The sequence below is a fragment of the Paracoccus sp. S1E-3 genome (assembly GCF_013868135.1).
GTDB lineage: Bacteria > Pseudomonadota > Alphaproteobacteria > Rhodobacterales > Rhodobacteraceae > Paracoccus.
In genome coordinates this window covers 278,387-296,172 of the sequence record NZ_JACEMU010000004.1, presented here as the reverse complement: position 1 = coordinate 296,172, position 17,786 = coordinate 278,387, and the positions used below count along the sequence as shown (strand labels likewise).

At 66.6% G+C, this 17,786-nt stretch carries 15 protein-coding genes and 3 pseudogenes; 5 read left to right on the top strand and 13 right to left on the bottom strand.

Features of this window, described 5'->3' with window-relative positions; all coding sequences use genetic code 11:
• Positions 1–52: 52 nt before the first annotated feature.
• Both H1S04_RS01480 and H1S04_RS01475 read left to right on the top strand, forming a co-directional pair.
• Positions 53–190 carry a hypothetical protein gene (locus H1S04_RS01480; protein WP_181743791.1) on the top strand — a complete coding sequence of 46 codons (138 nt, stop codon included), beginning with the start codon at positions 53–55 and terminating at the stop codon, positions 188–190.
• Positions 191–335: 145 nt separating this feature from the next.
• Complete coding sequence (locus H1S04_RS01475) at positions 336–1,403, top strand: patatin-like phospholipase family protein (protein ID WP_181743790.1); 1,068 nt, start codon at positions 336–338, stop codon at positions 1,401–1,403.
• On the opposite strand, the gene H1S04_RS01470 is transcribed toward H1S04_RS01475, so the two are convergent.
• The 4 genes from H1S04_RS01470 to H1S04_RS01455 form a co-directional block, all read right to left on the bottom strand.
• On the bottom strand, positions 1,346–2,062 hold the full coding sequence (locus tag H1S04_RS01470; RefSeq protein WP_181743789.1) for a DUF502 domain-containing protein: 717 nt from the start codon (positions 2,060–2,062) through the stop codon (positions 1,346–1,348). The genes H1S04_RS01475 and H1S04_RS01470 overlap by 58 nt on opposite strands.
• 97 nt (positions 2,063–2,159) lie before the next feature.
• Positions 2,160–3,089: a pseudouridine-5'-phosphate glycosidase gene (locus tag H1S04_RS01465; RefSeq protein ID WP_181743788.1), complete on the bottom strand. Its 930-nt coding sequence runs from the start codon at positions 3,087–3,089 to the stop codon at positions 2,160–2,162.
• A complete protein-coding gene (locus H1S04_RS01460) occupies positions 3,086–3,979 on the bottom strand; it encodes a PfkB family carbohydrate kinase (RefSeq protein WP_181743787.1) in 894 nt (297 codons plus the stop codon). The genes H1S04_RS01465 and H1S04_RS01460 overlap by 4 nt, the downstream gene beginning before the upstream one ends.
• 64 nt (positions 3,980–4,043) lie before the next feature.
• Entirely contained in the window at positions 4,044–6,497 is a 2,454-nt protein-coding gene (locus H1S04_RS01455) for a penicillin acylase family protein (protein ID WP_181743786.1), read from the bottom strand.
• Positions 6,498–6,622: 125 nt separating this feature from the next.
• On the opposite strand from H1S04_RS01455, the gene H1S04_RS01450 reads away from it, so the two are divergent.
• On the top strand, positions 6,623–7,489 hold the full coding sequence (locus tag H1S04_RS01450) for an NAD(P)-dependent oxidoreductase (protein ID WP_181743785.1): 867 nt from the start codon (positions 6,623–6,625) through the stop codon (positions 7,487–7,489).
• Between the two features lie 26 nt (positions 7,490–7,515).
• On the opposite strand, the gene dctP is transcribed toward H1S04_RS01450, so the two are convergent.
• The 5 genes and pseudogenes from dctP to H1S04_RS01425 form a co-directional block, all read right to left on the bottom strand.
• A complete protein-coding gene (dctP, locus tag H1S04_RS01445; protein WP_181743784.1) occupies positions 7,516–8,565 on the bottom strand; it encodes a TRAP transporter substrate-binding protein DctP in 1,050 nt (349 codons plus the stop codon).
• Positions 8,566–8,597: 32 nt separating this feature from the next.
• Positions 8,598–9,887, bottom strand: a complete 1,290-nt coding sequence (locus H1S04_RS01440; RefSeq protein ID WP_181743783.1) for a TRAP transporter large permease — start codon at positions 9,885–9,887, stop codon at positions 8,598–8,600.
• Positions 9,888–10,478: a TRAP transporter small permease gene (locus H1S04_RS01435; protein WP_181743782.1), complete on the bottom strand. Its 591-nt coding sequence runs from the start codon at positions 10,476–10,478 to the stop codon at positions 9,888–9,890. It lies immediately after the preceding gene.
• Positions 10,479–10,938: 460 nt separating this feature from the next.
• Positions 10,939–11,832 carry an aldo/keto reductase family oxidoreductase gene (locus tag H1S04_RS01430; RefSeq protein ID WP_181743781.1) on the bottom strand — a complete coding sequence of 298 codons (894 nt, stop codon included), beginning with the start codon at positions 11,830–11,832 and terminating at the stop codon, positions 10,939–10,941.
• A pseudogene (locus tag H1S04_RS01425) lies at positions 11,832–12,988 on the bottom strand (LLM class flavin-dependent oxidoreductase). The gene H1S04_RS01430 and the pseudogene H1S04_RS01425 overlap by 1 nt, the downstream one beginning before the upstream one ends.
• Before the next feature lie 132 nt (positions 12,989–13,120).
• On the opposite strand from H1S04_RS01425, the pseudogene H1S04_RS18570 reads away from it, so the two are divergent.
• Positions 13,121–13,210, top strand: a pseudogene (locus H1S04_RS18570) (GntR family transcriptional regulator); the annotation flags it as partial.
• A gap of 31 nt (positions 13,211–13,241) precedes the next feature.
• Positions 13,242–13,658 (top strand): annotated as a pseudogene (locus H1S04_RS01415) (Gfo/Idh/MocA family oxidoreductase); the annotation flags it as partial.
• Between the two features lie 469 nt (positions 13,659–14,127).
• Here the strand turns inward: H1S04_RS01415 and H1S04_RS01410 are convergent.
• From H1S04_RS01410 to H1S04_RS01395, 4 genes are all read right to left on the bottom strand, one after another.
• Complete coding sequence (locus H1S04_RS01410; RefSeq protein WP_181743779.1) at positions 14,128–14,868, bottom strand: ATP-binding cassette domain-containing protein; 741 nt, start codon at positions 14,866–14,868, stop codon at positions 14,128–14,130.
• A complete protein-coding gene (locus H1S04_RS01405) occupies positions 14,865–15,878 on the bottom strand; it encodes an ABC transporter permease (protein WP_181743778.1) in 1,014 nt (337 codons plus the stop codon). The genes H1S04_RS01410 and H1S04_RS01405 overlap by 4 nt, the downstream gene beginning before the upstream one ends.
• Positions 15,875–16,855 (bottom strand): ABC transporter substrate-binding protein, encoded by a 981-nt coding sequence (locus tag H1S04_RS01400; protein ID WP_181743777.1) that lies wholly within the window; start codon positions 16,853–16,855, stop codon positions 15,875–15,877. Before H1S04_RS01400 ends, H1S04_RS01405 begins: the two co-directional genes overlap by 4 nt.
• Positions 16,856–16,968: 113 nt before the next feature.
• A complete protein-coding gene (locus tag H1S04_RS01395) occupies positions 16,969–17,694 on the bottom strand; it encodes an SDR family oxidoreductase (protein ID WP_220185066.1) in 726 nt (241 codons plus the stop codon).
• Between the last annotated feature and the right edge of the window lie 92 nt (positions 17,695–17,786).

The following is a 17,786-nucleotide window of genomic DNA, read 5'->3' as shown; positions in this document are numbered from 1 at the left end:
CGCGACTCGCATGAATGTGAGAACAAAAAGGCAACTCGCAAGGGAGATTGTCATGAGCCAAGCTGTGAAATCCGTTCTCGCCGGTGAAAGCGCCTCGATCGGCGAATTGCTGGCCGATGCGGCTGGCGTTCTCGCGCTTTCGGTCACCATGGCAGCGGTGCTGTGGTTGCCTGCGATCCTGTCTGCCTGACCTGTTCCGCGTTCGTCTCCCGACCCTCGGATCAGTTCCTTGCGGGTGATGTGGCTTTCTGCCCATCACCCGCTTTTTTATGCGGCGTTGCAGCGAATAGTTGAATCGGCGTAAGAATCCGCCAACAAGAAGGCGGGGTACAGATATGGATCGGCGCAGGATCAACCTTGCTCTTCAGGGCGGCGGGGCGCATGGCGCCTTCACTTGGGGCGTGCTGGACCGACTTCTGGACGAAGACTGGCTGGAGATCGCGGCGATCAGCGGCACCTCGGCCGGGGCATTGAACGGGGCCGCGCTGCAGGCGGGGCTGGCGGCGGCGAAGGGGCGGCAGGGCCGGCAGGCGGCGCGCGAGAACCTGGCACATATCTGGGCCGAGGTGGGCGAGGTCAGCGATTCGCGGCTGCTGCGCTGGTGGCATTCCTTCTTCCCGATGCCGCGCGGCCTGGCCCGCTGGACCGAAGCGTTTTCGCCCTTCGTCTGGCTCGACAACATGACCCGGCTGTTCAGCCCCTACGACTACGGCCCCTTTTACACAAACCCCTTGCGGACGATCCTGAAAACGCTGCCTTATCCTGATCTAGGCGCGGAAAGCTCGACCCGGATCTTCGTGAATGCAACAAATGTGCGCACCGGCCAGCCCCGTGTTTTCGCCGATGCCGAGGTCACGGTGGATGCGGTTCTCGCCTCGGCCTGTCTGCCGACGATCTACCGCGCGGTCGAGATCCACGACCCCGCGACCGGCCATCTGGAGGCCTATTGGGACGGTGGTTATTCCGGCAACCCCGCGCTCTGGCCGCTTTATGCCGAGGGGTTGCCGCGCGACATCGTGCTGGTGAACATCAACCCCTGGCGGCGCGAGGCGCTGCCGAAAACCCCGACCGCCATTGCCGATCGGGTGAACGAGGTCAGCTTCAACACCGCGCTGCTGTCGGAACTGAGGGCGATCAATTTCGTCAAGCGGCTGCATGACGAAGGGCGCCTGCAGGGTAAGGTGATGAAGAACGTGCTGTTGCACATGATTCTGGACGACACGCTGATGAACGATCTGAGCGCGCGCACCAAGATACTGCCCGATCCGGGGCTGCTGGAACGGATGTTCAACGCCGGGCGCGCGGCCGCCGACGCCTTCCTCGACCAACACGCCGACGACCTCAATCACCGCGACTCGGTGGATTTCTCGGCATTGTTTCCGCGGGCCTCCTCGGGCGGATAGACCAGGCCGCCCGAGATCACCAGCTTGGCCGCATCCTCGACCCCCATGTCGAGGATGTGAACCTCCGCTTCCGGCACGAACAGCAGGAAGCCGGAAGTCGGATTGGGCGTCGTCGGCAGGAACACCGCCAGATAATTGCCATGGCCGTTCTCGGCCGCGAGCGCGGCGAGTTCCCCTTTTGCAGGTCCCGCAACGAAACCCAGGCCCCACAAGCCCTTGCGCGGATATTCGATCAGGCAGGCGCGGTCGAATTTCTCGTCGCCCTGGCTGAGGATGGTTTCCGCGATCTGCTTCAGCCCGCCATAGATGGCGCCGACGAAGGGCATCCGCGTCACCAGCGCCTCGGCGGCGCGGATCAGGGCGCGACCGATCCAGATCCGGGCGATGGCGCCGATCAGCAGGGTGAAGATCAGAAACACCACCACGCCCACGCCGCGCAGATCGATGCCGATATAGTTTTCCGGCCGCCAGCGCGGCGGGATCAGCGGCAGGACCCAGCTGTCCATCCAGCCGGTCAGCGCCCAGATCAGCCAGATGGTGATGCCGATGGGCGCAATGACGATCAGGCCGGTGAAGAACGACGCCCTCAGCGCCGGAAACGGGCGGGACCGCCGACGTGTTATATGGGCGGGGCGCAGCGGAGGCAGTTCGTTGGTCATCGCGCTTTCCTTCCTGGCGATGCTTTCCCGGCGCGGCCGCTCCGGTCAAGACCCCGCGTGCGGGGCCTTGCAAGCGGGGTGCGTTTCGTCGTCCCGGTCAGACCGATTTGCCGAGCGTCGCCGCCGCGATGGCGATTTGCGCGCCAAGCCGGGCATTGTTCATCACCAGCGCGATATTCGCCTCGAGCGAGGCGCCCTCGGTCAGTTCGAAGATGCGCTGCAGCAGGTAGGGCGTCACCGCCTTGGCGGCGATGCGGTGCTGGGCCGCGTCTGCCAGTGCCTTGTCGACGATGGGGCCGATGACCGCGCGGGGGATTTCTGCCTCGGGCGGGATCGGGTTGGCGACCAGCTGGCCACCCGGCAGGCCAAGATCCGCGCGGATCGCGGCGGCGCGGGCAATCCCAGCCGGATCGTCCATGCGCAGCGGCGCCTTCAGCCCCGATTCGCGCGACCAGAAGGCCGGCAACTGGTCCTGTCCGTAAGCGATGACGGGCACCCCCAGGGTTTCCAGAACCTCCAGCGTTTTCGGCAGGTCAAGGATCGCCTTCGCGCCGGCACAGACCACTGTCACCGGGGTCTGTGCCAACTCGTTCAGGTCGGCAGAGATGTCAAAGCTCAACTCCGCCCCGCGATGGACGCCGCCGATGCCGCCGGTGGCGAAGACGCCGATCCCGGCCAGATGGGCGCAGATCATTGTGGCCGCGACCGTGGTGGCGCCGGTGCGGCCGGTGGCGACGCAGACCGCCAGATCGGCACGCGACAACTTCATCACCTGCGCCTGCGGGATGCGGGCCAGCTGTTCCATCGCCGTGTCGTCCAGACCGATCCGGATGCGCCCGTCCATCACCGCGATGGTGGCGGGGACGGCGCCATGGGCGCGGATCTCTGCCTCGACCCTGCGGGCCATTTCCAGATTTTGCGGGAAGGGCATGCCGTGGGTGATGATCGTCGATTCCAGCGCGACGATCGGCGTGCCCTTGGCACGGGCTTCGGCCACTTCTGGCGCGTAATCGATCAGGTTCTTCATGGCATGTCCTTTCCCGAAACATGGGCAGCAGCGGCTTGGGTGGCGCGGGTCAGCGCCTGCATACGGTCAAGGCCGGCCCGTTCGGCGGCCAGATGGGCGGCAAGGAAGCTGTCGCCTGCGCCGGTCACGCGGGCAATCGTCACCCTGGGCGGGGTCACGCTGATGACCCCGGCGCCTGCCAGTCCGTCCGCGACCGGATGGCCCCCATCGGTGACCAGCACCCGGTGCATCCCGAGATCCAGCATCGCCTGCGCGGCGGTCAGCGCGTCGGGCAGCTCGCGATGGGCCAGAATCTCGGCTTCAAAGCGGTTCAGATAGAAGCAGCCATGGGCGGCGCCGATCAGCGGCGCCAGCCGCTCGGCCTTGCCGGGGCTGGCGGGAACGATGCGCAGATCGGCATGGGCGAGGCCCGGCTCGGTCGCGATGCGCGACAGCTGATCCATGGTCAGGTTGCCGTCGATCACCGCCACACCCGGCCACGGCGCCGCGCCCGAGGCGAGACGGCCATCGCGGATCGGGGCCAGCACCCGCTCGCCTGCGTCTTCCAGCGAATGGGCGTCGGCGATGGCGGCGATCAGGCCGTTCACGTCCTCGATCGCCATATAGACATCAGTGGGGCCGCCATCGCGGCACAGATAGTCGGTGACCACGCCGCAGCGGGCGACAGCCGCGATCAGGGCCTCGCCCTCGCTGTCGCGACCGACGGCGGACAGGATCGCGGGCGCCATGCCCCAGCGGGCGACGGCAAGCGCCACGTTCAGCGCCACGCCGCCCGGAATATGGCTGATACGGCCCGGCATGTCCGCACCCGAGGCCATCGGGCGCGGACAGCGGCCGATTACGTCCCACAGCATCGCCCCGATGCACAGAAGGTCAGCTTGCTTGCTCATCCGCCTTACCACGTTTCATCCGTTGATATTCTGCGCCGCTCTGCTTTGCCAAGACCGGCTGGGCTTATTCGGCGGCAGGCGCGGCCGCGGTCGGGATCAGCCGCGTGATTCCGGCCGCCGCAGCCCGCGCCAGATCGGGATCGAGCGACATGGTGATATATTCGCCGCGCCGCCACTTGACCGCCAGATCGTCATAATGGCGCGAGAAGGGATGTCCCGACTGCCCCGAGGCGATGATGAAGACGGAACTGTCCGGATCGGCCAGATCGTATACCCCGCGATAGCCCGCGCCGGTCGTGGGGCGGAAGGGGCGCCCGCCCGCATTCTCGACGGGCGCGCGCGCCAGCGTCGTGTCGCCCCCCGAAAGCGACTGGCGCAGATTGGCGATCCAGCCCAGCCGCGGGATCGGCCCCAGCGCCGGATGCATCTGCACGGCCTCATGCGCATCGCCCCACCGCCAGCTGGTCACATCGGGGCCGTAGCGGTCGGTCAGGTCCATGATCGCTGCATCCAGCGCCTGCCGCGCCACGGTCGAGCAGGATTCGATCGCCGCCGACTGGCGGATGTCGCACCAGGCCGCCGCCCCTGCACGGTTGCGGTAGACCCGTTCGATGAAGCTGGGCTGCAGGGCGCTGATATGATCGGCCAGCGGACCCAGTTCATCCCGGATCAGCCGGTCCTGCAGGGCGCGCATCCATGCCGCATAGATCAGTGGTTCGGGCAGGTGCTCGCTCATGGCGCCGTCCCATTCGGCCAGCAGGCGCAGGGCGTCCTGACGCTGGCGCTCCGGAGTGCCCTGCGCCGCCGGCTCGCCGGTGAACCACAGATCGGCGCCCACCAGCGGCAGCAGCGCGCGCGCAGCGGGGCTGACGATGTCCAGTTGGGTCTCGATGAAACTGTCACGGCTATGTACCTCGCGGCCATCCAGCAACCGGCGCAGGCGTTCGCGGCGCAGCGCGAAATCGCCGTCGAAGCCGTAAGCGCCGCCGCTCAGCGCGCCGGTCGACAGGTCGAGGCCGTTCACCGTCACGTCGGGCGATTCCGGCCGGCCAAGCGCCTGCCAGCGGTTGCCGGCGATCCAGCCTGGCGTTGGCATCCGGCCCAGTGTGGCGTTTTCGGGCAGGCGCTGCGGCACCAGCCCGACCAGCCGCTCGGCGATGCCGTCGCGATCGGCCAGCGACAGCCGCACCGCCGGGGCGACCCAATCCTGCGCGGCGGTGAAGGCGGTGGCCCGGTCGGGGGCGGTCATGACCCCGATCAGCGCGCTCATGGTGCGGTCGTCGGGCGTCAGCCCGGTCCAGGACAGCGAGGCCGCAAAGCCCGGCGGCGTGACCGAGCCGAGGCCGAAGCTGGTCGCCGACAGAAGCGGGCCGTTTTCCGTCTCGCGCAGGGTGATGTCGCGGTCCTCGCCATCGCGGACGCGGATGATCTCGCGCCGGGCGGTGAAATCCTGCCAGCCGGTGATGCCGCGATAGCGGTCCGTGTCGCCGGGCTGGATTTCTTCGATATGGATGTCGGCATCGTCGATCTGCGCCGGCACGAAGCCCCAGGCCAGCTTGGCCGAGCGGCCCGACATCACCGCCGGAATACCGGGAATGGTGGCCCCGATCACGTCGCCCGATTGCAGCTGCATCCGCGCCAGATACCACAGCGAGGGCATCGTCAGCGCCGCCTGGGGGTCATTGGCCAGCAGCGGCAGCCCGGCGGTGGTGCGCTGTCCGTCTGCGGCGAAGGCAGTCGCGCCCTGACCCGAGAAGGGGCGCAGATAACCGGCGAGATCATAGGGCCAGCCCTCGGCGGGCGCGGGCTGCGTGGGCGAGATGCGGGCGCCCGGAAACAGCGTCGCATAGGCCGGCATCGCCGGCTCGCCCAGACTTGCGACCAGATCCTGACCGCGCTCGGGCGCGACCAGCGACAGCTGGGCGCGCAGCACCTCGGCAGGGATCTGCCGGCTGCTCGCGGCCGCGAACAGCTTCAGGATGGCCAGCGAATCGGCGGCCTGCCAATAGGCGATATCGTCGGGGAACAGGAAGAATTCCGGCGCGCCGCGACCCAGCGCGCCCTGATTGACGATCTCGATCCACTGGTTCACGCCATCGGCATAGGCCTGCAGTGCCGCCCGCGTCTGCGGCGTCTGCGCGGCCAGCGAGGCGCGCGCCACCCGTGCGATCCCCATCCGCCGGGCGAGATCGTCGGCGGGCAGGGCGCGCGCGCCATAGATCTCGGCCAGCCGGCCCTGGGCGGCGCGCCGCAGCACGGTCATCTGGAACAGCCGATCCTGCGCGTGGGCGAGGCCAAGCGCGAAATAGGCGTCGCTGTCAGCCTGCGCGAAGATATGCGGCACGTTTTCGGTCGAACGCACGATCTCGACCGGCGCGGTGATCCCGGCGACGCGGTAGCTGGCGTTGTAATCTGGCAGCGAGCGGACGGCGAAATACCAGATCAGCGCCGCCGCCAGCAGCAGCCCGACGATCAGACCAAGGGTCAGCCGCAGAAACCAGCGGAACAGGGTCAGCATCTTCGGGCGGCATCCTTCGCAACGCCCTCGCTTGACCGCGGGGCCGGGGGGTGGTGTCTTTGCGGCTGTGTAGGCCAAGCGAAGCTGGCTTTCAACGCGGATAACGGCAGGAAAAGGGGGCTTTAATGGCGAAGGTGGCATTTCTGGGACTGGGCGTGATGGGCTTTCCAATGGCGGGCCATCTGGCTGCCGCGGGCCACGAGGTCACCGTCTATAACCGCAGCCCCGCCAAGGCCGGGGCCTGGGTCGAACGCCATGGCGGCCGCGCCGCCCCCACCCCGCGCGAGGCCGCCATGGGCGCCGAATTCGTCATGGCCTGCGTGGGCAATGACGACGACCTGCGCAGCGTCTGTCTGGGCGAAGACGGCGCCTTCGCCGGCATGGGCGCTGGCACGATTTTCGTCGACCACACCACGGTGTCGGCGCGGGTGACGCGTGAACTGGCGGAAATCGCGGCGGACGCCGGGATCGGCTATGTCGACGGGCCGGTTTCGGGCGGCCAGGCGGGGGCGGAAAACGGCCAGCTTTCGGTGATGTGCGGCGGCAGCCCGGCGGATTTCGACCGCGCCCGGCCGGTGATCGAGGCCTATGCCAAGATCTGCCGGTTGATGGGGCCGGTGGGCGCGGGCCAGACCACAAAGATGTGCAACCAGATCGCCATTGCCGGGCTGGTGCAGGCGCTGTCGGAATCGCTGCGCTTCGCCGAGGCATCGGGGCTGGAGATCGAGAAGGTGGTCGAGGTCATCAGCCAGGGCGCGGCCGGCAGCTGGCAGATGGCCAACCGCCACAAGACCATGGCGGCGGGCGAATTCGAACACGGCTTCGCCGTCGACTGGATGCGCAAGGATCTGGGGATCTGCCTCGATGCCTCGGACGATCTGGGCGTCAGCCTGCCGGTCACGGCGCTGGTGGACCAGTTCTACAAGGAGGTGCAGGGCATGGGCGGCGGGCGGTGGGATACTTCGTCGCTGATCGCGCGGTTGCGGCGTTAGGGGCGGCACGCCGCCGCCCCCGCGCGTCAGTTCATCTCGGCTGCGCGTTCGGCATCGACCTCGGACTGGGCCTTGGCGACGGCCTCCTCGAAGGTGGCAAAGATTTCGGCACCGCCATCGACGCTGGTCGTGAACCATTCGTAAACCGGCGCGGCGGCGTCCCGGAAAGCCTGCTTTTCCTCGGGCGTGGGGACGTAAAGATCGCCGCCGCCGGCGACGAAATCCTCGTATCCCCTGATGGATTTGCGCTTGGGGCTGGCGAAGGTCGCCTGCTGCAGCTGATAGAAGCCATCGACGACGACGCGGCGCAAATCCTCGGGCAGGGCCATGAAACTGTCATTCGACATGAACCAGAAGGCGCTCATATAGGCGTGGTTGTCGAGGGTCAGGTAATCCAGCCCGGCATCGGGGAATTTCATGTTCATGATGTCGGTGATGCCGTTCTGCGTCCCCTCGACCACGCCGGTCTGCAACGAGGTGAACAGCTCGGGCCAGGGAATCGGCGTGGGCGAGGCCCCGAAGGCGCGCACCAGTTCCTGCGGCAGGTCGGCTTCGACGGTGCGCAGCTTCATCCCGGCCAGATCGGCGGGGCTGCGGACCTGCTTTTCTGTATTGGCGAAGCTGCGCCAGCCGCCGGTATTGCCGATGGTCATCAGCCGGATCTTGCCGCCGCTGCTTTCCAGCGCCATGTCGCGCAGCTTCAGCGGGAAATCCCCGGTCAGCAGCTTTTCCGCGACCCGGTCGTCATCCATCAGATAGGGCAGGTCGAGCACCTGGATATAGGGGAAGATCCCCGCCGCCCCGCTGGAGGTCGCGATGAAGATGTCGATCGACCCATCGGCCACACCCTGCAGGCATTCGGCGCCGTTGCCGCACAGTTGGGTGCCGATGAACAGTTCGACCTTGATGGCGCCGTTCGAGGCGTTCTCGACATAGTTCTTGAACACGACCAGCCCGTCGAAATCCTCGTCCTGTTCGTTGGAATTGGCGGTGGCACGCAGCGTGTATTCCTGCGCGGCGGCGGCGGTGCCGAACGCGCAGATCAGCGCCATTGCGGTCAGGGTTCTGGTCAGCATCGTCGTCTCCCTTGTGGTTTGTGCATAACAGCCTAATCGGCAAAGCCCGTCAAACGCGGGATCGTCATCGAAATCGCCGGGATATAGGTGATCAGGAAGATCACGATCACCTCCATCGCGAGGAAGGGCAGGATCGCGCGCGCGATGGTGGCGATCCGTTCGCCCGAGACCGAGGATGCCACAAACAGCACCAGTCCCATCGGCGGCGTGATCAGGCCGACCGTCAGGTTGACCGACATGATGATGGCGAAATGAATCGGATCGACCCCCATCTGGGTGAAGATCGGCCCCAGCACCGGCCCGAGGATGATGATCGCCGGCCCCGCGTCCAGAAACATGCCGACGATGAACAGCAGCACGTTGATCAGGAACAGCAGGATCAGCGGGTTCTCGGACAGCCCGAGGATCACCGCGGCAAGGATCTCGGGCGCGTGGGACAGGCTGACCACGGTCTTGAAGGCCATGGCGGCGCCGACCAGCAGCAGCACCACCGCCGAGGTCGCGGCCGAGCGCTGCAGGATGCCCGGAATGTCACGCAGGGTCAGCGTCCGCATGACGAACAGCCCGATCACCAGCCCGTAGGCGGCGGCAACAGCGGCGGCCTCGGTCGGGGTGAAGATGCCGCCCAGGATGCCGCCCATGATGATGACGGGCGTCATCAGCGGGAAGAATGCCTTCAGGCTGGCCTGACCCTTCTCGCGCCAGGTGGTGCGGGGGCTGGCGACGGGAAAGTCATATCGGTCGGCCATGACCTTGACCATCAGCATCAGCGACAGCCCGACGAGGATCCCCGGCACGATTCCGGCCAGAAACAGCGCCGCCACGCTTTCGCCCATCACATAGGCATAGATGATCATGATCCCGGAAGGCGGGATGATCGGCCCGATCACGCTGGAAGCCGCGGTGATTGCCGCCGAGAAGCGTCGCGTATAACCCTGCTTTTCCATCGCCGGGATCAGCATCGATCCCAGCGCCGAGGTATCGGCCACCGCCGACCCCGACAGACCGGCGAACAGCATCGACGACAGGATGTTCACATGCGCCAACCCGCCGCGCAGATGGCCCATCAGGGCTTGGGCGAATTCGACCAGGCGTTCGGTGATGCCGCCCCGGTTCATCAACTCGCCCGCCAGCATGAAGAAGGGGATCGCCATGAGTGGAAAGCTGTCCATGCCGTTATAGACATTGCGATAGAGCAGCGCGACATCGCGTTCCTGCCCGTTCAGCCACAGCACCAGTCCCGGCGCCGCCAGCAGGGCGAAGAACACCGGCAGCCCGATCAGCAGCAGGATCAGAAAAACCGGAAGAAACCACAGCAGCATCTATTCGGCCTCCGCCATGACGGTGGAGGGAATCGTGGTCAGCCGGTCGCCCCCGCCGCCCAGTTGGATAAGGCTGCGCAGGATCAGCTCGGCATTCACGGCCATCAGCAGAGCGAAGCCCAGGAAGATCGACATATACATCCAGGCCAGTTTGACCCGGATCGCCGCCATCCCCAGCAGGTCCAGCGGCACCCACAGCGACGCGGCATTGAACAGCCAGCCCGAATTGACGTGCTTCCAGCCGAATTGCAACGCCATCGCCAGCACCAGTGCCGAGATCACCAGCAATGCCAGTGCCAGCGCCGCGGCCGCCCGGCGCGGCAGCGCGGCCTCGAGCATGTCGATGGCCACGAAGCCGCCCCGGCGATAGACGGCGGGCGCGGCCAGCCCGGTCATCCACAGCATCAGGAAGCGCGCGGCCTCCTCGGGCCAGGGCAGGGCGTTGTTCAGCGCATAGCGGCAGAAAACCTGTGTCAGGATCACCAGAACCATCAGTGCCAGCGCCAGCGCGCCAAGCAGAGATCCCAGTCCCGTCAGCCGCGCATTGATCCATTCCAGCGGCCTCAACAATTTTATGAGGATGTCGCTCATCGCTTCCCCTTCCTGCGGCCCGTCTGTCGTGGGGCCCTTATTGCGACGCGGTTCGGCCGCGACAGAACAGAAGCGGCGCGCCCCTGCCAGGGACCATGGCATGATCGGCTTCGTCATGCACGTCCCGGCGCCGGTATGCGAAACGCGACCGAAAGCCCCTGCGGGCGGCGCAACTGGCCCGGCAGGTCGGGGTTCGCCGCGCGGGCGAGGCCGTGACGCGGCAGGCCCTGTCCGCGGGACGGCATGTGGAGGGCGAGGCGCGTGGCCCCTCTCAACAGGGTGAAGTCGCACGCGGTCGGCGCGGGCGGCCATAGCGCCCGCGTCACCGCACGCGAACGGAGGCCGTGCGCGGACACCCCCGCCATTTCAGGCGCACACCGGCCGGATGCATCGCGACAGGCGCGCACGGTCTCGACCCAAGAAGGGGAATGGTGGGGCTGTTGCATGGGTTCCGCGATCTTCAGGGAACTTCGAAGCCATTGCCGAGCTGGTAAAGCTCGAACCAGCTTTCGCGGTCGAGGGTGATGCGCGTGGCCTCGGCCATGCGGCGGATGCGATCGAGATTGTTGCTGCCCAGCACCGGGATGATCCGCGCCGGGTGACGCAGCAGCCAGGCGACGGCCACGGCAGTGGCGTCGGTGCCGTGCGCGGCGCCGATCTCGCTCAGGCGCGCCAGCAGCGCCGGGTTCGCGCCGTCGAACAGCGCGCCCCCCGCCAGCGGCGACCAGGCCATCGGCGGGATACCGCGCTCCTGCAGGAAGGCGAGGTCGCCATTGCGGAAGGGTTCGGAATGGATCAGGCTCAACTCGATCTGGTTGGTCACCAGCGGCGTTTTCATCGCCGATTGCAGCAGGTTCCAATCGAACAGCCGGAAGTTCGACACCCCGACCGCGCGGACCTTGCCGCTGGTCACCAGTTCGTCCAACACGGCGCCGGTCTCGTTCTGATCCATCAGCGGGTCGGGCCGGTGGATCAGCAGCAGGTCCAGATAGTCCAGCCCCATCTCCAGCAGGGATTGCTCGACCGAGGCGAGCACATGCGCCCGCCCGGTATCGTAATGCTTGATCCGGCGTCCCGGCGCCTTGTCCGAGATCAGCGCGATGTCGGCCTTGCTGACGATCTCGATCCGCTCGCGCAATCCGGGCGCGGCCCTCAGCGCCCGGCCCAGCACCGCCTGGCTTTCGTAATCGCCGTAGATGTCGGCCTGATCGAAACTGGTGATGCCCTGTTCCAGACAGGCATCGATCTTGGCGCGGACATGGGCGGGGCTGGTATCGGCATCCCCGGCCAGACGCCACATGCCATAGACGATGCGGCTGAGGTCCAGATCGGCATTCAGGGCCACGCGTTCCATCAGCAGCGTTCTCCGGTTCCAAGCGGGGTGGCGGGGGTCCTTGCCGGCACCCGTCCGTAAGCCTCGGGCGGCGAACAGGTCTTCACATGCGGCAGGACCAGTTTGCCGAAATATTCGCATTCGTCCAGATGCGGATAGCCCGAGAAGATGAAGGCGCGGATGCCCATCTTCCGGTAGGCCTCGATTTCCGACAGCACCTGATCGGCCGACCCGACGATTGCCGCCCTGCAGCCCGACCGCAGCCGGCCGATCCCCGTCCACAGGTGCCGTTCGATTAAGCCATCCATATCGGCAAGGTCGCGGTTGCGGGTCTGATGCGCCACACGCAGCGACCCCGCATCCAGCGCCCGTTCGCGGATCGCCCGACCCAGATCGTCATCCAGCTTCGAGACCAGCCTGCGCGCATGATCGCGCGCCTCGGCCTCGGTTTCGCGGACGATGACATGGACACGCAGCCCGACATCCAGTGTCCGGCCATGGCGTTCGGCCACGGCGTTCACCGCTCGCATCCGCCCGGCCAGATCCTCGCGCGTTTCGGGCCACATCAGATAAACGTTGCAATGCTGGCCGCACAGTTCCAGCGCGTCGGGGCTGTAGCCGCCGAAATAAAGAAGCGGGCCGCCATTCTGTTGAAAGGGCTTCGCCGGAGCAGTCGGGACGCTGTGGAACCGATAGACCGCACCGTCATGGTTGATCTCGTCCCGCGTCCAGGCCTGTTTCAGGATCTCGACCACCTCGCGCGAGCGTTGGTAGCGGAAAGTGCTGTCGGCCGTCTCGCCGGGAAAGTCGCTGCTGATGATATTCAGAACCAGTCGGCCCTTCAGCATATGGTCCAGCGTGGCGATGGTGCGGGCCAGCATGATCCGCTGCATCTCGCCGCAGCACTGGCAGCCAGCATGTTGATGCGCTTGGTCAGGGGTGCGCAGCCGGCGACGAAGCTCAGCGTGTCCTGCCCCACCTGATAGGAGGACAGGCACAGGATATTGTCAAACCCCTGCGCCTCGGCCATGCGCACGATAGCGGCGCAATGATCCCAACTGGACCGCAGCGTCCCGTCCGGCACCCCCAGATAACGGTAATCATCCGAGCAGAGGGCGGAAAACCACGCGATCTCGGCGGCATCAAGCGTGGCGGAGGTGATCGGGACAACGGTCATGCGATAAATTTCCCCGCCGCGATTCTTCCTTGCCCATCAGGATTTTTTATACAGCAATGATGTATCAATTCATCGCGGGCCGGCCATGAATACCCCACAGCCCTGCTGATCTATATCCGCATCAGCGACCTTATGGCGCGCGAGATCGCCGCCGGTCATCTTCTGGACGGCGAACGCCTCGCGCCCGAACGCGAACTGGCGGCGCGGTTCGGGGCTTCGGTCGGGACGCTGCGCAAATCGCTGGCCGAACTGACCGGGCAGGGGCTTCTGGAATGGAGGCACGCGGGTCGAGAAATGCTGCCATTTCTTCGACCTCATGCGGCTGATCTTGCAGGCCGAACCGGTGCGGGTGATGGCAAGCGCCGGCCAGGCGGTCAATCATCTGGACGAGCGCTATGATGGCGCGACGCCCGATGTCCGGGACCACGGCTTCGTCATCGTCGATTTCGGCGACGGGACCCGCGCCATGCTGGATCTGAGCATGTTCGCGGAGGGCGCGCGCTATCAGGAGGAGCTTGCAGCCCTCGGCCCTGCTGGCAAGATCGAGGCCCTGGTGCCCGGTCCCGACCGGTTCTGGCCGGCCGGACAGAGGCCATCGCCGGTGCCGCAACTCGTCGAAAGCCCTCGTGCGCCGAAGGGCCCTCGCGTGACCCATTGGCCGGTCGATCCGCGCCCGACGCGGGTGCTGTCGGAATGGGCGATATGAGGGATCTCGGCGAGGCGGGTGTCCGGGTTGTGCCGGGGCCGCGAACCCGGTCATGGCCTCATCGCCCTGCTGATTCTCGCGATGGCGCTGACCGTCGGGGCCGGGATAGCCCTCAGCCGGATACGGCGGCAGCACCGGGATTTTCCGGCGCTGACCGCAGGCGGCGCGGCGATTTGCGGGCCTGTGTAACGGTTGCCATCGCAGCAGAGGTCCCGCACGGAAAAAAATCGGACCGACCGTTGATGTTCACCGTGCCGGGGGGAGGTGATGCCGGAGCCGCTTTCCGCCCGGACGCTGCCGATCTCCTGCGCGGCAGTTGGGATGCCGACCGGGCGCACACAGCTGGTGCGGCACGGCGCCCGCGCCATCGCGCAGCGAGGCGCTCAAACCATGTTCCCGGTCGGGGGGTCGGATAAACCCGCGGGGCGCGACTTTACAGGGTCGCGCCCATCATCATGCGGACGATCTCCTCGTCATTGGTGTCGGCCGGACGGCGTTCGCCGGCCACCACGCCGCGCGCCAGCACGATGATGCGGTCGGCGGCGGCGAAGATGTCGGGCAGGTTGTGCGAGATCAGGATGATCCCCACCCCCTTGGCCTTCAGCCGTTCGATCAGCGCCATCACCTCGCGCTGTTCGGGCACACCGAGCGCGGCCGTCGGCTCGTCCATGATGACCAGCCGCGCCTGCCAGTGGATCGCGCGGGCAATGGCGATGGCCTGACGCTGACCACCCGACATCTCGCGCACCGGGGCGCTTGGGTCGGGGACGACGATGCCAAGGCTTTTCATCACCTCGACCGCATCCCTGCGCATGGTCTTGCGGTCCAGAAATGGCAGGCCGAAGCGGCGGATGGTGCGCTCGCGCCCCAGATACAGGTTCAGGCCGGGATCGAGGTTATCCGCCAGCGCCAGATCCTGATAGATCGTCTCGATCCCAGCCGTGCGCACCGCCTCGGGAGTGCGGCCGGTCAACAGCTCGCCATTCAGGTAAACCAGTCCATCGGTCGGCGCATGAACGCCCGAAATCATCTTGATGACCGTCGATTTGCCCGCGCCGTTATCGCCCGCCAACACCACGCATTCGCCGGCGTTCACGGTGAAGGTGACGTTCTTCACCGCCTCGTTGCCGCCGAAACGCTTGCGCAGGCCCGCGACCTTCAGAAGTTCGGTCATGCTCGCGCCCCCACGATCCGATCCTTCGACTGATCGACCAGCACCGCCACGATGATGACCAGCCCCACGGCGACGAATTGCCAGTAGGGGGGCAGACCGCAGAAGACCAGGCCGAACTGGATCACCGCGATGATGAAGGCTCCGATCACCGTGCCGGTGATGGTGCCCTGGCCGCCGGTCAGGGATGCCCCGCCGATGAAGACGGCGGCAACGGCGTAAAGCAGGATCGGCTCGCCCGAATTCGCCGCGCCTGCGGAGAATCGAAACGTATAGATCAGCCCGCCCATCGCCGCCGTCAGCGCCGATATCACGAACAGGATCAGCAGGTGCCGCTTCACATCGACGCCCGCGCGTTCGACCGAGGCGGGGTTGGCGCCAAGCGCATAGGTATGGGCGCCGAAGCGGGTGTGCTGCAAGACGTAGTGGCAGATCAGCGCCAGCACGATCGCGGTGATCAGCGAGATCGGAAAGCCCAGCAGGTTGCCGTTGCCGATCTCGCGCGCATGTTCGTTGCGGATCGACACCGTGGCCCCGCCGGCCATTATCAGTGCTGCCCCCCGCGCTACCCCGTAAGTGCCCAGCGTGCCGATGAAGCTCGGCACCGCCAGCCAGGCGACGAGCCAGCCGTTCACCAGCCCGACGACGGCCGCCGCCCCCAGCCCGGCTAAGGCCGCCAGCGCCACGATCTCCCAGCCCGCGTCGGGGCCGGCCGCCCGGATCACCAGCGCGATCACCACCGATGCAAGGCCCGAGGAAAAGGCGATCGACAGATCAATATGCCCCGCCACGATCACCAGCGTCAGCCCGAGCGCCAGCAGCAGGATCTGCGAGGCCGCCACCGCGATGGATTGCAGGTTATAGACCCGGAACACGAAGGTGCTGCCGGTCTGGGTCTGGGCGTAGATCTCGAAAAAACCGAGGATCAGCACCAGAAACAGCCAGGACCAGGCGTTCAGCAGGGACTTCACGAATGAAGTCCCGTTCTGTTTGGCGATGCGCTCCATCGTCATTCCGAATAGATGAATTTCCTCGTCGCCTCGTCATCGACATTCCCGGCGTCGATGACGGTGAAACCGGTGCCGATGCCGGTCGGGATCGATTGGCCGGTCAGGTTGGCATAGGCGGCCATGACCCCGAAATAGCCGATCTCGGCCGGGTGCTGGGCAATCGCCGCATCGATCAGCCCGGAGGAGATGTTGTTCACGATGGAACCCGGCGCATCGAAGGCGATCACCGTCACGTCATCGACCTTGCCGGCGCTCTCGACCCCGTTCCCGGCCCCGAGTGCCGAAAACAGGTTCGCCCCGAACACGCCCTTGATGTCGGGATTGCGCGCCAGCACAGCCTGGAACTGCGAGGCGGCCAGCGAGGCGTCGTTGTCGTTATACTGGGTTTCCAGAACTTCGATCTTGGGGAAGCTGGCGGCCATCTCGGCCTTGAACCCTTCCTCGCGCTGATCGGTGGTCGAGACGCCCGGCCGCAGGTTGGACACGTAGACCTTGCCCTCGCCGCCGATCTTGTCGGCCATGTAACGCGCCGCCATCCGGCCGCCGCCCAGATTGTCCGAGGCAATATAGGCCAGCGGGAAATCCCCGTCGCCCGCGCCGTCCTGATATTTGCCATCGTCGATGAAGGTATCGACGGTGATGACCGGAATGCCCGCGTCAGAGGCGCGGCGTAGCGGCTCGATCATCTGCGTGCTGTCGGTCGGCGCGATCAGGATGGCGTCGGGCCCGCGCCCGATCACCGCATCCAGAACCGGGGTCTGCAGGACCGGGTCGAACTCCTCCGCGCCCTGAAAATCGACCTTGATGCCAAGTGCCTCGGCCGCCGCCTGCGCGCCCCTGTTCATGGTGATGTAGAAGGCGTCGGTGGTCAGGCCCGGCACCAACGCGATGGTGATGTCCTCGGGCGCCTTGGCGTCCTGTGCCAGACCGGCGGTGGCCATCGCGCAGGCAAGCGCTGCGGAGATGAAAAAGGTCTTCATGCTGTCTCCTCCTGTTGGGTGCGGCCCTTGCCGGGTCCGCTTTGGACCGCCGCGCCTCCTCGCGACGGGTGGCCCCCGGCGGCAATGAGGCCTGCCGGGCAAGCCTTTGGCTGTCAGATCTGCTGGGCCCGCGGCAGAATCACCAGATCGCGGATGGTCACGTTGCGCGGCCGGGTCAGCATGAACAGGGCCGCCTCGGCCACGTCCTCGGATCGCAGGCCCATGCCTTCGGCGGCCTTGCGGTCGATCTCCTCGGGATCGGAAATCCCCCAGAGATCGTTCAGCACCACGCCGGGCGCGATGGCCAACACCCGTACATTCTGCGGGCCGACCTGCTGGCGCAGCCCGTGCACGAAGGATTGCACCGCATGTTTCGAGGCGGAGTAGACCGGCTCCCACGGGATGGCCTGGTGACCCGCGACCGAGCTGGTCACCAGGATGTCACCGCCGCCGCGCGCGATCATGCCGGGCAGGACGGCGCGCACCATCTGGAAGACCGATGTGACATTGGTGGCCAGCACCCGGTCAATGGCGCCGGGATCGGCGCTGGCGACGTCCCCGGCAAGGTAGATTCCGGCATTGGCCATCAGGATGTCGACCGGCCCGAGCGCCTGCTCAACCTGCGCCAACACCTTCTCGGGGGCGTCCGGCGCGGTCAGGTCGGCTGCCACGGCGATGGCATCGGGGCCCAGCCGTTCGGCCGCAGCCTGCAATTTGTCGACAGAGCGCGCCAGCAGCGCCACCCTGGCGCCCTCACGGGCGAGTGCCTCGGCGGTGGCCAGCCCGATGCCGGAACTCGCTCCGGTGATCAGCGCCACCTTTCCCTGAACTTCAGACATCACCCCTCCCTGTCGATCGCCCGGGGCGGGACCGGCCCGCCGGGGCCTCCTCGCCCCGTCAGAGGCTGCCAGTATAAATTACGCGCGTAAAG